The organism is Planktothrix prolifica NIVA-CYA 540, assembly GCF_963864145.1.
Classification (GTDB): Bacteria; Cyanobacteriota; Cyanobacteriia; order Cyanobacteriales; family Microcoleaceae; genus Planktothrix; species Planktothrix agardhii.
Window position 1 is genome coordinate 4,889,240 of record NZ_CAWLTW010000001.1, and the last position, 16,662, is coordinate 4,905,901.

Annotated in this window: 10 protein-coding genes; 7 read left to right on the forward strand and 3 right to left on the reverse strand. The window is 41.2% G+C overall.

Translation table 11 applies throughout. The annotated features are described in order from the left end of the window. On the reverse strand, positions 1–951 hold a 951-nt coding region (locus tag AC559H_RS21760; protein WP_148292371.1), incomplete at its 3' end, for an acylphosphatase. 187 nt (positions 952–1,138) lie between these two features. On the opposite strand from AC559H_RS21760, the gene AC559H_RS21765 reads away from it, so the two are divergent. Then, positions 1,139–2,413, forward strand: coding sequence for a pentapeptide repeat-containing protein (locus AC559H_RS21765; RefSeq protein ID WP_051319892.1), 1,275 nt, complete (start codon positions 1,139–1,141; stop codon positions 2,411–2,413). 11 nt (positions 2,414–2,424) lie between these two features. Here AC559H_RS21765 and AC559H_RS21770 read toward each other — a convergent pair whose 3' ends face one another. Then, positions 2,425–2,742, reverse strand: coding sequence for a DMT family transporter (locus AC559H_RS21770; RefSeq protein ID WP_026788447.1), 318 nt, complete (start codon positions 2,740–2,742; stop codon positions 2,425–2,427). Between the two features lie 247 nt (positions 2,743–2,989). Between AC559H_RS21770 and AC559H_RS21775 the strand changes: the two genes are divergently transcribed. Beyond that, complete coding sequence (locus tag AC559H_RS21775) at positions 2,990–3,784, forward strand: spherulation-specific family 4 protein (protein WP_036832630.1); 795 nt, start codon at positions 2,990–2,992, stop codon at positions 3,782–3,784. Here the strand turns inward: AC559H_RS21775 and AC559H_RS21780 are convergent. After that, entirely contained in the window at positions 3,769–5,562 is a 1,794-nt protein-coding gene (locus AC559H_RS21780) for a hypothetical protein (protein ID WP_026794954.1), read from the reverse strand. The genes AC559H_RS21775 and AC559H_RS21780 overlap by 16 nt on opposite strands. A gap of 336 nt (positions 5,563–5,898) precedes the next feature. On the opposite strand from AC559H_RS21780, the gene galE reads away from it, so the two are divergent. The 5 genes from galE (at position 5,899) to pelF (ending at position 16,659) form a co-directional block, all read left to right on the forward strand. Then, a complete protein-coding gene (gene galE, locus AC559H_RS21785; protein WP_036832608.1) occupies positions 5,899–7,125 on the forward strand; it encodes a UDP-glucose 4-epimerase GalE in 1,227 nt (408 codons plus the stop codon). A 465-nt stretch (positions 7,126–7,590) separates the two neighbouring features. After that, on the forward strand, positions 7,591–11,814 hold the full coding sequence (locus AC559H_RS21790) for a polysaccharide deacetylase family protein (RefSeq protein WP_052349636.1): 4,224 nt from the start codon (positions 7,591–7,593) through the stop codon (positions 11,812–11,814). 189 nt (positions 11,815–12,003) lie between these two features. Continuing rightward, positions 12,004–13,422 carry a phosphoglucosamine mutase gene (gene glmM / locus AC559H_RS21795; protein WP_026794952.1) on the forward strand — a complete coding sequence of 473 codons (1,419 nt, stop codon included), beginning with the start codon at positions 12,004–12,006 and terminating at the stop codon, positions 13,420–13,422. A gap of 110 nt (positions 13,423–13,532) precedes the next feature. Further along, positions 13,533–15,095: an HlyD family secretion protein gene (locus AC559H_RS21800; RefSeq protein WP_026794951.1), complete on the forward strand. Its 1,563-nt coding sequence runs from the start codon at positions 13,533–13,535 to the stop codon at positions 15,093–15,095. Between the two features lie 37 nt (positions 15,096–15,132). Continuing rightward, complete coding sequence (gene pelF, locus AC559H_RS21805; RefSeq protein WP_036832605.1) at positions 15,133–16,659, forward strand: GT4 family glycosyltransferase PelF; 1,527 nt, start codon at positions 15,133–15,135, stop codon at positions 16,657–16,659. The last annotated feature ends 3 nt before the right edge of the window (positions 16,660–16,662 follow it).

Sequence of the window (16,662 nt, forward strand, 5' to 3'; positions counted from 1 at the left end):
CCGTACCCCGTAGGACGGGAGGGGGGTGGGGTCAGACTTTAATTGATTAAAAATCCGACGTAACAAAACAATCGGAGCAGCAGGAGAAGATAATAATTTTTCTTCCAATTCCGAAACCAAACAATCCTGTTTTACCTGTTCTAAATTAGGATACATCACCGCCAAAGGTTTTGCGGGGCGGCGTTTGCGTTGACGTAAATTCTCGACGGCGGTTTCATTTCTAGCATCAACAATTAAATGAAATCCACCTAAACCTTTTAATGCTAATATTTGACCCGAACGAATAATATCCGCCGCCTGTTTTAGAGCTTGATTTAAACTAGCAATAACCTTACCGTTTTTATCCCATAATTCTAATTGTGGCCCACAAACAGGACAAGCATTAGGTTGGGCGTGAAACCGACGATTTAAAGGATGATTATATTCATTTTGACAATCGGAACACATTGTAAATGTTGCCATTGTGGTATGATTTCGATCATAGGGTAAATCGCGAATAATCGAATAACGCGGCCCACAGTTAGTACAATTAGTAAAGGGGTATTGATAACGACGATTTTCAGGATCAAAAATATCTTGTAAACAATCAGAACAAGTTGATAAATCTGGTAGAATAATTGCTATTTTTTGAGGATGGTTTGTAGATTCAGAAACCCGTATTTCAAATTCAGAATAACCCACCGGAGGTAACCAAACGATGTCTAAAGTTTGAATTTCAGATTGAGGCGGTTTTTCCTGTAAAATTCGATATTTAAACTGTTCTAAAACTTCCCACAATCCTTCTACTTCAATCAACACCCCCGACACAGAATTATTAATCCATCCCGTTAGGTTTAATTCCATTGCGAGGCGATAAATAAATGGACGAAACCCCACGCCTTGGACTGTTCCTTGAATGGTTAGTTGGAGGCGATGTTGTTGGGAATTGAGATCGAAATAATCTGGTGACATAGCTCAGAATCAGAACTATTATATTATAGCTATATTGGTAAGAGATTGCACAAATTATATTAATTTAGGATAAAATTTATCTCGGTTTGGAGATTTAACCCCCTCGTCATCGGTATAAAATTGTGGTATGAAAGGTACAACATAATTGTCATCTACTAGACCCGCCGGGGTAGAATGATTAGGAAAAATGCTAGAACCAAACTCAAAAGAACACTTTGATTCCCCCAATCCCTTATCCAGTTTAGAATCACCGGATTTCAGCACAAAATCCAAGGCTTTAACCCGATTACCGAAGAAAACGATTGCGAATATAATTTTTCCAGTTGTGGCGATTTTGAGCACATTAATTACGATTTGGATTTGGGTAGAAAATAGTCGCCTGAGTCAACGTTTACAAGCACAACAATCTCGTTCAACAACATCATCTTCCAAAAATCAACCCCTAAATCCCCAGGAAACTGTATTAAAAACCAAAAAATGTTCGGAATGTAATTTAACTGGAGCTAATTTAAAAAAAGCCAATTTAAGGGAAGCCTATTTGTGGAAAGCTAACTTAGAAAATGCCGATTTGAATAATACTAATTTAAGGTTTTCTGATTTGCGGGGAGCCAATTTAGCCGGGGCAGATTTACGCGAGAGTCAATTAGCAAGTGCTAATTTAGGATATGCTAATTTAACCGGAGCGAACTTAAATAACGCTGATTTACAACAGGCTAATTTATGGCAAGCTAACTTAAAAAATGCTCAACTCAATAATACTATATTTATACAGGCTGATTTACGTCAAGCCAATTTAGAATCGGCTAATTTAGAATCGGCTAATTTATTAACCGCTAATTTAACTTCAGCCAATCTGAAACAAGCAAAATTAGGAAATGCTAATCTGAATGGGGCTAATTTAGAAAATGCTAATTTAACCGAAGCTAATTTAACCAAAGCTATTTTAACCGAAGCTAATTTAACCAAAGCTAATTTAGGAAATGCTATTTTAAATGGGGCTAATTTAAAAGATGCAAACTTATCAGAAGCTGTGTTATGGTTGGCACAATTAGAAAAAGCCAATTTAGAAAAAGCCAATTTAGAAAAAGCTAAGTTAGGCTATGCTAAACTGAATCAAGCTAACTTGAAGCAAGCTCAATTAATTGATGCGGTATTAGAAGGAGCGAGTTTAGAAGATACGGATTTACAAAAAGCCAATTTAAAAGGCGCAAAATTGGAACGAGCTAATTTATTAGGGGCGTATTTAGAACGGGCTAATTTGCAAGAAGCTAATTTGGCAAAAGCAGATTTACGAGGAGCAAATTTAAGTAAAGCTAACCTAAAAAATGCCTATTTACAAGGAGCAAATTTACGCGGAGCTAACTTGAGGGGCGCGGATATAGAGGGAGCAAATCTACGGGATGCACAGTTAAAAGGAGCAACAATGCCCAATGGCAAAATTTATATTGACAACGAAGAATAACATGAGTTAAATTAGGGAGAGGTCGCTTTTAAACCGATTAGGGAAACTACTAATAAACCCATGAAAAATAACCGCCCCAAACTAACGGGATCTTTAAAATAAATAATTCCCACAATTATCGTTCCTAATGCTCCAATTCCTGTCCAAACAGCGTAAGCAGTGCCGAGGGGAATGGTTTGCATAGCTTTACTTAAGAACCCAAAACTTAACGCTCCAAAGCCAATAAATGCCAAAATTGCCGGGAGTTTTGTCATTCCTTCTGAGAGTTTCAGAAAACTGGAAAATCCCAATTCAAATAACCCTGCTAAAATCAAATAAATCCAACCCATTTTTTTAACTCAACAAATTAGGGCTACCTATGTTCATCCCCTGAATATAATTAAAAGTATATCGTAGATCAGAAAATCTTAGAATGGGCAATATTAAAATCTGCGGAATATGGAATTGAAAGTTTCACCCAACTTGTTCTATAATTATGAAAGCGCGGTTGGAAAACACAAAAAACGGTTTACCCAAATATTTTTCACCAAAATGCTTAGTTTTAACGCCAAAATTAGCACCTTGACTGTGATATTTTTGTTGTCATCTTTATTAACAGTCTGTTCAGCCAAACAACCCGAACATCTGACCCAAATGCAACTGCTAATCCCCTTATATTCCTATCCAACTTGGTATAATTCCCAGACTTATTTTTGGCCAGAAGTTGTCAAAGCAGCGCAAAAAGTACCCGTTACAGCAGTGATTAATCCGAATAATGGCCCCGGTGGAAGTCCGCCCAATCAAGATTATGTCAAGGGTCTAAAGGATCTGCGTCAAGATAATATTACGATCTTAGGATATGTTGCTACTAACTATGGTAAGCGTGATATTCAGGAAGTCAAAAGCGATATTGATATTTATAGTAAATACTACAATCTTCAGGGCATTTTTTTCGATGAAGCCGCGAGTGGAGCGGATAAATTAGACTACTATCAAGAGATATATAACTATACCAAAGCTAAACCAAATTTAGATACCGTTGTACTGAATCAAGGAACTCATCCAGACGAAGGTTATCTAAGTAAACCCGCCGCAGATATTGCTATAATTTTCGAGAATTATTCTAAAGAATGGCCTAACTATCAACCTTCTCCCTATGTCAGTAATTATGATCCTAAACGTTTTTCTGGCTTAATTCATACTGTACCCGATGCAGCTACGATGAAAAGCCATATTGACAAAGCCGTAGAACGTAATATCGAATATATTTATATCACAGATGATAGCCCCGATAGTCCAGACAAAGACCCCTGGAATAGCCTACCATCTTATTGGCAAGCAGAAGTCAATTATATTCAATCCTTAAATCAAAAAAATCAGAGTTCAAAATGACAAATTCTGAGTTGATCATCTTCATAATAGATAGAAGCACCAGAATTATGTTTTTGATAAAGTTCACATAATTTTAAAGCTTCAAATTCTAAACTGGTGCGCCCCGCCAAAGAACGATAATAGAAATAGGTTGGGTCTGATAAAATGGAGTTAGCAATGGCTAAATGCAAGTTCAAAGGATTAATAGCCAGAGGTTGTTTTTCCACAAATACAAATAAATCTGGGACTTCGTAGGGAAACTGAAAATCATCAAAAGTTACCTCGGTCAAATATTGTTTGACAAATTTGGCTAAATCTTCATGCCAACCCGCACGATAATTTTGAGCTAGTTGTTCCGGTGGGGCGACAATAATCCAACGTTTGAGCGGAAATCTTGTGCGAATTTCTAGGCTTTTACGAGCAGCGATTTCATGTTCCAAATAATTAATTTTAGCCGGGGGTGGTAGCAAGAAATTAAAGGCCAAACAAAATAGTAAAATCAAACAAACTATTTCCGAATTTCCTCTCAATACTGGGAATAGAAGCCAACTGATAAATAAAAATACTAGGCCAATGAGTAAACTGAGTCCCACAGGTAACGTAATCAGAAAAACTCGTAAAAAATCAAATTTTTCTGGAGAAAAAGCAAATAATAAAGCCAACAATAACCAAGAAATCGCAACCGCAGCCAATCCTAAAATCCGGCCCCCCATCACTCCTACTATTCCGACCAAGGCAAGAATCAGTAATACAGGTGCCGCCATCGCCACCATTGCTAAACAACAACAGGTATCAAGTACCGCAGTTGGGCGCAATTTTCTGATATAAACCTTGGTAAAACAAGCCAGAGAAAGAACTAAAAACATCGCCGCAATTTCTTCATCACCCGTAGCCCACTGTCGAACTAGGGAAAAGTTCAAACTTCCGATCAAAGTTCCTAAAACTTGCTGATACCAGAGGGGTAACTGTTGAGAAATTTCTGGAGACCAGGTAAATAGATAGGCTCCTAAACTGAACATTCCCACCCAAGCAACGATATTCTTTTGAGTCAAAGTTTGCAGACTGTAACCGACACTCAAGACCAGCAAAAACCCAAACAGAGGTTGAAGAAACCGGAAAACCTGCATAGCATCGACCGAAGCTAGCAGCGATATCGCAGCAGTTATAGCTGAGAAGACAGGTAAATATTGAACTTGATGTTTAATCTGCTCCCAGTCTCCCGCTAAAAATTGCTGAGTCAGGAGTAAGTTCTGATAACTATCGGGAGTTGTTAGGCGCATTTCCAGAAGGGGGTGTTCAAAACGCAGTAATAAAGTGAAGCTCAAGATCACGGTTAATGCTAGGATTTTGAGTTTTTTTTCAGGACTGTTAATGGTTTGAACACTGATTATCGTTAACAATCTTTTTTTATATTGCTGATAAATAACAGAGAAACTCTTGAAAATCTGTTCCGTAGGGAGTCCTTGGTCAAGTATATCCAGGAATAAAAACAATAACCCCTGAACAAATATAGTTAGTTTTTCCCTAGCCCTTGAACGTTGGGGATAATACCAAACACCAAGTAAAAATGTCGTATACAATACCACCAAGGTTAACCAACTGAACAGATGGAAAGCACTGAGCGTAAAAGTTCCAACTGTTACCACCAGTAGAGTTCGGGCGAAGGCACTCACAATTCTACTGTGCCAATGATGATGATAAGAGCTAGAAAAACTTTTATAAGGCAACCCCAAGAATAAAACAGTCCACAGGGTATACAGCCAAATGGCTGTGATCAAGTCCAGAGCCAATATTTTCATACTTAAAAAAATATGCGGTACTATACCACACTAGCATTAGTTAAATCAAGCCAAATTTTGATTTTTCATGAAACATTCATATAAGAACCCTTAATTCTTATTTTTCTTAAAGAATTGGTAAAGTTAGTCTGGGACTATTGCAATCTTCGGGTAGTATCAACCATGATTAGCTTAAGTAAATACACTGATGCGAACAAGTAGTCGGTTTAACTCAAGGTTAACTGTGAAAACCAGGAAAGAGTAAAGATATGTAAACACCTTTACAGTTCTTTACATAGCTGAGTTGATTCATTTACGACTACTTAACCACTTTTAAAAGTAAAGGAGGTATCTGTGATGCAAACAAGTAAAAAGATATTAGTCACTGGAGGAGCCGGTTATATTGGCTCCCATGTTGTCAAACAACTCGGAAGAGAAACCGATTACGAAATCGTAGTCTATGATAACCTCTCAACAGGCTCACCCAAAGCAGTGCTTTACGGGGAATTAGTCGTAGGGGATTTAGCAGACCTGCAAAAATTAGCTCAGGTCTTTGCCGAACATCAATTTGATGCGGTTCTACACTTTGCCGCCAGCATTTCAGTCCCCGAATCCACAGCCAATCCCCTAGCTTACTACGGAAACAACACCCGTAACACCTTAAACCTACTGCAATGCTGTGAAACATACGGAGTCAAAAAGCTAGTTTTTTCTAGTACCGCCGCAGTTTATGGAGAAACCGCCGAAAACCCGGTGCGGGAATCAACCCCGACAGCACCCATCAATCCCTACGGTTACTCCAAACTGATGAGTGAACAGATGATTCAAGATTACAGTCGAGCATCTGGATTAAAGTACATAATTCTACGGTACTTCAACGTTGCCGGAGCCGACGACCGTGGGCAGATTGGTCAAACCAACAAAAAAGCCAGTCATCTGCTTAAAGTCGCTTTAGATGCCGCCTTAAACCGACGGGAATCCGTGAGCATCTTCGGCACAGACTTTCCCACCCCCGATGGTACAGGCATTCGTGACTACATCCATGTCGAGGATTTGGCCGCTGCCCATATTGATGCCTTACGTTATCTCGAAAACGAGAATGAAAGCCACATTCTCAACTGTGGTTATGGTCAGGGGTACAGTGTCAAGGAAGTCTTAGCAAAAGTCACAGAAATGTCGGGACGACAATTCCCTATCGTTGAAATTGAACGACGAGCCGGAGACCCCGCCTGTGTGATTGCTTGTTCGGATAAAATTCGTCAGATTTTGGGTTGGAAACCTCAATTCAACAGTCTGGAGAAGATTGTGAGTAGTGCTCTGGCTTGGGAGTTGCAGTTAATGTATCCCGAAGAACCAGTAAAAAAGATGCCCAAAACTCCCCCAGCTTTTGTTCTGGGTACAATCTTACTCCAAAAGCAATTTATTTCTCGGAATCAATTGCAAGTCGCCTTGCAAGAACAAGCTAATACAGGGAAAAAACTGGGGGAAATTCTGTTGCGGAAGTCTATGATTTCTGATCAAACTCTGCAAAACTGTTTGCAAGAACAATTCTATTTAAGACAACGTAATTTATTAGCCAGTTAATCAGAGCAGTTTTGACAAAACCCATTTTAAAAAACCAGAGTCAAATTTTAATTATTTGTTAGCTAACCAGAGCAGTTTTGACAAAACCCATTTTAAAAAACCAGAGTCAAATTTTAATTATTTGTCAGTTAACCAGAGCAATTTAGATAAAACCCATTTTAAAAAACCAGAGTCGAATTTTAATTATTTGTCAGTTAACCAGAGCAATTTAGACAAAACCCCTTTTAAAAAACCAGAGTCAAATTAAAAAAGTTTAGCCACAACTTCAAGTGTAGCAGGGAACAGGCTAGAGGATAGAGGATAGAGGATCTAATACTCTTTCTCTTTAACGGTGCAACTTATTCCCCCCTTCTTTAATCAGATCGGGGGAGGAGTTCCCGACAAATTCACACCAGATTAATATGACTAATCTTTGATTAGTCACTCATTGAGTATCCGTTTTTTATCCAAAATATAGGAGTCATCATGGCAAACCAATACGAAAATATTACCGTTGACGGAAAGCTGACGGATTGGACACAGAATGAGCGCTTAGATTCTGTCTCCGGGACAGGAAAAGCCGGATATGAAATTTACGGCAAATATGCCGGAGATGCCTATGTTTTTGCCTTCAAAGCCGATAGCACAACCATTGGTGCTAATACCACTTTATGGATGAATACAGACCGGAATAGCACTACCGGGTATCAAATCTTTGGTTGGGCAGGGGGGGCTGAATATAACGTCAACTTTGATAGTAATGGTATCCCGGCTCTTTATACTGGCTCTGATGGACAAACTAAAGTTTCCGACCTTGATTATAGCTTTGATCCCGACAAAAAAATCGTAGAATTTGCCGTTCCCGTGAGCCAATTACAGGGAACACCCAAAGTTGTCGATGCCTACATTGACATTAACAATAGTGACTTTTTACCCGGGGATTATGGCAGTCAAAAATATACGGTTTCCGCGCCAAAAGTTTTAATCCCAAGAACGGATCTGAGTAAAAAAATAGGCATCGTTTATTCAGACACCACCGCAGCCAAATTCTTCGATAAAAAAGCCTATACTCAACTCTTTCTGTCCGCCCAATCCCAAGCGATGCAGGCTGGAATTCCGTTTGATATTTTAAACGAGGATGATCTAACGGATATTACTAAACTGGTCAATTATGACACATTAGTCTTTCCTTCCTTCAGCAACGTTCCCACCAGTAAACTGCAAGCGATTGAAAACACCTTATCCGATGCCGTTTATGACTATAAAATTGGGATTGTTACGGCCGGAGATTTCCTCACCAACGACGAAAATGGTAATGCTTTACCCGGAGATTCCTATAGCCGGATGCGCAAACTCCTAGACCTGACCAGGGTTAGTGGAGGTGGGCCAGTGAATGGGACTCTCACAGCCAAAGATGTAACTAATCCAGTCATGAAAGGGTACGCCGCTAATGAGGCGATTCTTAACTATAGCAACATATCCTATAACAGCTATGGCGACGGTGTAACAGACAATAAGCAACCCGCCGTTGTCGCAGATTTTGTTGTCAGTGGTGGCCAAAATAGTGAGGCAGTGATTACCACCGAAACCGGCGGCCGAAATGTTCACTTTGCCACGGAAGGATTTTTAGCCGATAGCAACCTACTTTGGCCAGCACTACAATGGTCTGCGAAAGGGGCTGAACCCACGGTACGACTGAATATGAGCCGAGATCAAGGAATCTTTGTTTCTCGGAATGACATGGATCAGTCTCAGGAAACCTTTGACGTTAATAATGGAATTTACGATAAACTCCTGCCCATTTTAGACAAATGGAATAAGGACTATAATTTTGTCGGTTCCTACTATATCAATGTGGGCAATAATCCCCCAGACCAAACCACGGATTGGAACAAGTCTGGCCCCTACTACCAGCAGATGTTAGCCCAGGGTAACGAAATTGGTACCCACTCCTACACCCACCCGGAAGACACCAATGTTCTCACCCCCACCGACCTCGAATTTCAATTTAATCAATCCCAATCGGTGATTGAACAAAATTTAGGAATTAATGTGACTGGTGCAGCCATACCCGGAGCCCCGGAAGGATTCGCAGTCAGTCAAGAACTGAAAAAATACCTAGATTATGTCAGTGGGGGATATTCAGGAGTTGGTGCCGGGTATCCGAATGCCTTTGGCTTACCCTTTAAAGGAGAAGACTATGTTTATTTAGCTCCGAACATGAAGTTTGACTTCTCTTTAATTGAGTTTGAGAAAAAAACGGTACCCGAAGCAGAAGCTGTATGGAATCAAGAATATAACGACATTGCTAGTCACGCCGCCATGCCGATCTTCCACTGGCCTTGGCATGATTATGCCCCAACAACCGCCCCGGGCGCGGCACCTGGTTACACCGAGCAGATGTTTACCAATTTGATCGCTAAGGCTTATAATGCCGGGGCAGAATTTGTCACCGCCAACGATTTAAGCAATCGGATTAAAACATTTGAAAAAGCCAAAATATCCACATCAAGTACAGAAAATACGATTACGGCTAAAGTCGAAGCCGCAACCAATACCGACGTCGGTACCTTTGGTTTAAATGTGGAAAAAGGTCAACAAATCCAAAGCGTGAGTAACTGGTACGCCTATGACGCAGACACCGTATTTTTACCCAAAGCCGGGGGCGAATTTACCATTAACTTAGGTGCTACTCCCCAAGATGTGACTCGGATTATTGACCTACCCATGCGCTCAACATTGGAAAGTGTTACGGGCGACGGTCAGAATTTAGACTATACCTTTACCGGGGCGGGAACAGTCAAACTGGATTTGAAGATTCCCCAAGGTCAAGACGTAGTAACAACGGGTGCGGATAGTACCACCCTTAACGGCGATATTTTGGAGATGGTCTTCAAAAACGAGGGTCAACATACTGCCAAGGTTAGCTTTGGTGTTGCACAAGATCAACCCCCCACGGTGATCAATCCTATTACTGATATTACCGCCGAGGAAGATGATCCGAGCAAAACCATAGACTTAAGCAATGTCTTTGATGATGTTGATAACGATAAAAACCTGATTGTCAAAACCGTTACAACTAACAGTAACGAGACATTAGTTACTTCTAGTATTACCGACAATACTCTTACCTTAAACTATCTAAAAGATAAATCAGGTACGGCAGATATTACCGTAGAAGCGACATCCAATGGGCTAAAAGTAACGGACACCTTTACTGTCAATGTTAATTCTGTCGATGATGCTCCTAAGGTTGTCAATCCTATTACTGATGTTACCGCCGAGGAAGATGATCCCAGCAAAACCATAGACTTAAGCAATGTCTTTGATGATGTTGATAACGATAAAAACCTGATTGTCAAAACCGTTACAACTAACAGTAACGAGACATTAGTTACTTCTAGTATTACCGACAATACTCTTACCTTAAACTATCTAAAAGATAAATCAGGTACGGCAGACATTACTGTAGAAGCGACATCCAATGGGCTAAAAGTAACGGACACCTTTACTGTCAATGTTAATTCTGTCGATGATGCCCCCACGGTGGCTAGTCCCATTGCTGACGTGACTGCTACTAAAAATGCACCGCAGTCTACTATTGATTTAGCCAATGTATTTGATGATATTGACAACGATAAAACTGCCATTAGTAAGACCGTATTAACTAACAGCAATACCGGATTAGTTACCCCCAGTATTTCTGGAAATACGCTGACCTTGAACTATTTTAACAATCAATTCGGTACAGCAAACATTACAGTTCAAGGTACATCTAATGGCAAAACCGTAGATGATACTTTTACTGTCAACGTCAATGACTCCGTGGTTACTAACCCCAATGATCCTGTAGTTACTAACCCCAGTACACCTTTGAATATTATTAACGTCACCAGCGCCAATAATAATGTTACAGGAACTGCCGGTAATGATCAAATTAACGGTACTGCTGGGAATGAGACCCTGGCAGGAGCAAAAGGGAATGACGTCCTCAATGGTGATGCCGGGAATGACGTCCTCAAAGGTGGGGATGGGAATGACATCCTCAATGGCGATGGCGGGAATGACCAACTAACGGGTCAATTAGGCGATGACGTATTAAGTGGAGGTATTGGTAACGATACCCTCAGTGGCGGTGCAGGTAACGATTCACTCAGTGGCGGTGCAGATAACGATAAACTCAATGGGGACGCAGGTAACGACCTCCTGAACGGGGACGCAGGTAGTGATTCACTCAGTGGGGGTGCAGGTAACGATACCCTCAGTGGCGGTGCAGATAACGATAAACTGAATGGGGACGCAGGTAATGATATCCTGAACGGGGACGCAGGTAACGATACTCTCAATGGTGGAAACGGCGATGATACCCTGATTGGTGTCGATAGTACAACATTTGGAACAGGAGAAATCGATGTTCTCACAGGGGGTCAGAATAAAGACCGCTTTGTATTAGGAGATTCAAGTCAAGCCTATTACAAGGATACCGGATCGGGTGATTATGCTCTGATTTCTGACTTTAAACTGAATGACGATACTATCCAACTGTACGGAAGTGCCTCAAATTATCAATTACAGTCCCGATATAGTCTCAGTGGTAATACGGGCACCGCTATTTGGTTAACAACTTCCGGCTCCAAGGAATTGATTGCTATTGTTAAAGCGGATAAAACCCTCAATTTAACAGATAGTAAGGCTTTCAGTTTCGTTTAGCAGTAAAGGGATGGAACCATCCTAAATCAATGTCTAGCGGGCATCTTGCCCGCAGGACAAACTTTTTTCTCCTCAATCTCCACTGATCATTATTCAATCAAAAATTTTTTCATAATCAAGGCTAAATCATAGCCTGATCTGATCACTTTAAATACAACAAAACCACAATATTAACAAAGGATAAAAGTCATGTTTATATCCACGACTCACAGTATTATTGACCGTTTTCGTGTTAATTTACCCAAAACCCCCCTATTTGGAACCGATGGGATTCGGGGAAAAGTCGGAGACCTTCTCACACCATCCCTAGCTCAACAAGTCGGATTTTGGACAGGGAAAATCCTACAAACTGAGAATCAGAGAAAAGGGCCTGTAATTATTGGGCAGGATTCTCGCAACTCCAGCAATCTGTTAGCCTCATCATTATCTGCGGGTTTAAGAGCCACCGGATTAGAGGTTTGGTATCTCGGTTTATGCCCCACTCCCACCGTCGCTTATCTAACTCACATTTCCGAGGCGATCGGTGGGGTAATGATTTCCGCCAGCCATAACCCCCCCGAAGATAATGGAATTAAAATATTTGGAGCCGATGGGACAAAGTTAACCACCGCCCTACAAAAACAGATCGAAACTGGCATCCGAGGAGCCGGGGGAAAAATTGGCTACGAACCCGAACATCCTGTCAAGTATGGATATCAACACGCTCGACCCGAATTATTAAATCAATATCTTCAGTCCCTACAAGACTCCCTACTCCCAACCGTCGATTTATCGGGTCTGCGGATTGTTTTAGATTTAGCCTGGGGCGCCGCCGTAAATCTAGCGCCCCAAGCCTTTGCCCAAATGGGAGCCGAAGTCATTTGTCTGCATAATCAAGCCGACGGTGATCGGATAAACGTCAACTGTGGCTCAACCCATCTCGCCCCCCTACAAGCCGCCGTGCGGGAAAATCAAGCGGATTTAGGTTTCGCCTTTGATGGAGATGCTGACCGAGTGATCGCCGTCGATGGTCAAGGTCGCGTAATTGATGGTGATTATATTCTTTACTTTTGGGGCAAAATGTTGCAACAACAGCAACAGTTACCCGGAAATACGATTGTTTCAACGGTGATGGCTAATCTGGGTTTTGAAATGGCCTGGAAACAGTTGGGCGGGAAATTGATCCGAACTGCGGTGGGCGATCAAAACGTTCATGCAGAAATGATGCAAACTGGCGCGATGTTAGGGGGCGAACAGTCCGGTCATATTCTCTGTCGTCATTACGGTATTTCTGGAGATGGCTTGCTGACAGCATTGCATTTAACCGCCTTAGTCCAACGTTCGGGCTATTCCATGAGTCAACTCCGAGAACAAAGTTTTTCCACCTATCCTCAACTGTTAAAAAATCTGCGAGTAGAAGACCGGGAGCGGCGTTGTAACTGGCAACACTGTGAACCCTTACAAAAAGCGATCGCTAAAGCCGAAACAGCCATGGGAAATCAAGGTCGGATTTTAGTTCGGGCGTCTGGAACTGAACCCCTAATTCGGGTCATGGTCGAAGCAATTAATGCCGACATAGCCCATTATTGGTCTGACAATTTGGTTTCAGCCGTTCAGCAATATCTGTAAAAGTAGGTAACACCGGAATAGGGAAAAGGGAACACCAGATAATACTCCCGATTCCCTAATTATTCAATTCTAATTTTTTTTAAACCCCTTCAAAACATCAGCAATCTACTATGGACGCCAGAATTCCTAATCAACCTTCTTCTTTTGAACAACCGCAAAAAGCTTCATTTTTTAAAACCGAAGCAATTTCCGGTTCCCACAGCAACTCTCCCTTCACCAGCCTACCCAGCTTTTTAAATAAACCCTATCCTAAATCTGAAGTCGGTTTTGTCAATGAGGGGATGAATGGCGATAGATCCTGGCAACAATTGTTAGTTTTATTCATCATGGCTGTCAGTGTCACCGCCGGAGTTTATTTCGTGCGTTATCGTCTGCGCGAACCCCTACCGATTTTAACTAAATCAGAACAAAATCACCAAATTGGCAAAACAAAATTTACGGGAAAAATCCAACCTGGAAAGACATTTGCGATCGCTTCCTATTATTCATCCATCGTTGAAGATATCAAAGTAGAAATCGGCGATCAAATCCAAGTCGGACAACCTTTATTAGTTTTAAAAAATATCGAAGCCGAACGGGAACTAAAACAAGCCAAAAAAGAACAACAAACCCTACTCCGAGAAAGAAAAGTTGCCCGACAACAACAGCAAGCCTTGAAACAACAGCAGAAAATTGCTCAACAGCAACAGTTAGCGTCTTTAAAGCAAAAAGACATGGATTTGCAAGAACAACAAATGGGTCAACAACAGGAAATCCTCAAGTTAGAACAGAAAATCCAATATTTTGATCAAAATAGCGCCCCCCTACGGGCGAATGCCGCAGAAGCGGAGGCCGAACTCAAAATCGCCCAAAACCAGATGCAGCAAGTCCCCTTACCTCAACGGCAAGATTCTGTGGAACGGTCTGAGGCTCTGTATCAAAAGGCTAAATCTTCCTATCAGCGTTACCTAGAATTGCGGGAACAAGGGGCAGTTTCCGAGGAAAAACTCGAAGAAATCGCAGCCGAAATGAAGGTAGCCCAGGCGGATCTCGACAGTGCGAAATCGGCGATTGCAGCTTCAGAAACCTTTACAGAAGCACAGACAAAACAATCTCAATTGCAAAGTCAACTGGAGGTTGATCAACAGCAACAAGAACTAACGGACATGAAAGCGAAGTTAAAATTAGCTCAGTTACAATACCAACAATTGACCGAACAACGTCGGATAGTTCAACAACAGTTGGCGGAATTGAGAGCTATAGAACTTCCATCTGAATCAATAGAAACTAACTGGTCAGACCCAGAAGAAACGTTGACAGAAATTAAAACGACAGAAGTAATTACAGCGACTCGCTCTGGAGTTATAGTGGATTTACCAGTGGCGGTTGGGAATCAAATTTTTGCCGGGACAAAGGTGGTAGATCTGGCGGAAATGGAAAATCTCAATGTAGAAATTCCCGTGAGTTCCCGTTTAATTAATGCTTTACATCTGGGTCAAAAGGCGATTGTCGAAATCGGCGGGGGAGGCAAAACCCAGGAATTTGAAGCTACGGTTGCGAGAATTAATCCTTTGCCTTCGGAAGACCTGAACCATCAAGTTATTTTACAGTTTAAAAATACTAAGAATGACTTGCTGGCGGGTCAGTTAGCCACAGTTTATTTCTCTGATCAGCAAAACTTAGGGGGAATCTAAATTATAATGACTATGCCGTAAAAAATTCATCCCTTCAATGAGCCGAAACCGCCCTTCTGTACTCTTGACCACTGAAGGTACTTATCCCTTCCACAAAGGCGGGGTGAGTACCTGGTGTCATGTCTTAACCCAAGAACTCCCAGAAATTGATTTTAAACTGTTTGCCATTGTTGCCAACCCTTACCTCCCCCTACGATATAACTTATCAGCCAATGTTAAACAAGTTGTAAAATTGCCTCTATGGGGAATAGATGACCCGGTTGAATATTCTTGGCATTCGCCTTTTTCTAATGCAATTAGAAGTAAATTTCAGACGACCCCAAAAGTTATCGCTACTCAATTTTTACCCCGGTTTGAGAAATTTATACAAGCTATTCTTTTTGAAGATTTAGACATCAATCAATTGGGCGAACTACTGTTAGATATTCATAAATACTTTCTGCATTATGACTACCATATAACCATGATGTCCGCCTCGGTCTGGTCAGTTTATCAACAGTTAGCCTGTAGTAACTGGCAAATTGAATCGGAGCGAGTTGAACCAAATATTAATGAATTAGCTGAAGCAATCCGTTTACTTTATCGTTTTTTCCTGGCAATTAATATTCCGGTTCCCCACACAGATATCACCCATTCCTCAGCCGCGGCATTTTGTGGTTTACCCTGCGTGATTGCCAAATTGGAACGGGGAACTCCCTATCTATTAACTGAACATGGGATTAATATTCGTGAACAATATCTTAATCTTAACCGTAGTATTCCTTCGGTGTTTGTGCGCCGATTTCTCTATAAAGTTGTGGAAGCTGTGGTCAGACTTAACTATCATTTTGCCGATCAAGTTTCACCAGTTTGTGAATATAATGCTCGTTGGGAAAAATGGTGGGGAGTACCTCCTGAAAACATAAAAGTTATCTACAATGGTGCAGACCCGGAACAATTTCATCCTACACCTCCAGTGCAAAAAGAACGCCCCCAGGTGATGAATATGGGTTTAATTTTTCCCTTAAAAGGTCAGTTAGATTTAATTGAAGCTGCTGCAATTGTGCGGGATAAAATTCCCAATGTGGAATTTCGTTTTTATGGCAAAGCATCCGATGAGGGATATTATGCTGAATGTTTAAGACGGGTAGAAAAATATGGGATTGAAAAAAATATCAACTTTGCGGGTTTTACCAGTGAACCTTGGCGTGCTTATAGTGAAGCTGATGTGGTAGCCATGTCTAGTATTTCGGAAGGGTTTCCCTATGCTGTGATTGAGGCAATGTTGTCTGGTGCTACGATTGTTTCTACTGACGTCGGGGGAGTCAGTGAAGCCCTGGGAGATACCGGGTTAATGGTCAAAGCTGGTCGCCCCCCAGAGTTAGCCGCTGCCATTCTCAAGTTATTAGAATTACCGGAAACTGAACGTCGCCAATTTGGTCAACGAGCTTGCGATCGCGCCTTGGATTTATTTACTCAAAGGCGGTTTTTAGATTTACATTTAGAGAGTTATTATCGACTCATAAATCAACCTGTTTCCGATTTAGAAAACCAGCTACAGGAAGTGGAAGTTTTGAAACATTAAAAT

Excerpts from the sequence above, each read along its gene's own strand:
- AC559H_RS21765 (WP_051319892.1), top strand. The coding sequence starts at position 1,139 with ATGCTAGAACCAAACTCAAAAGAACACTTTGATTCCCCCAATCCCTTA.
- AC559H_RS21770 (WP_026788447.1), bottom strand. The coding sequence starts at position 2,742 with ATGGGTTGGATTTATTTGATTTTAGCAGGGTTATTTGAATTGGGATTT.
- AC559H_RS21780 (WP_026794954.1), bottom strand. The coding sequence starts at position 5,562 with ATGAAAATATTGGCTCTGGACTTGATCACAGCCATTTGGCTGTATACC.
- galE (WP_036832608.1), top strand. The coding sequence starts at position 5,899 with ATGCAAACAAGTAAAAAGATATTAGTCACTGGAGGAGCCGGTTATATT.
- AC559H_RS21790 (WP_052349636.1), top strand. The coding sequence starts at position 7,591 with ATGGCAAACCAATACGAAAATATTACCGTTGACGGAAAGCTGACGGAT.
- glmM (WP_026794952.1), top strand. The coding sequence starts at position 12,004 with ATGTTTATATCCACGACTCACAGTATTATTGACCGTTTTCGTGTTAAT.
- AC559H_RS21800 (WP_026794951.1), top strand. The coding sequence starts at position 13,533 with ATGGACGCCAGAATTCCTAATCAACCTTCTTCTTTTGAACAACCGCAA.
- pelF (WP_036832605.1), top strand. The coding sequence starts at position 15,133 with ATGAGCCGAAACCGCCCTTCTGTACTCTTGACCACTGAAGGTACTTAT.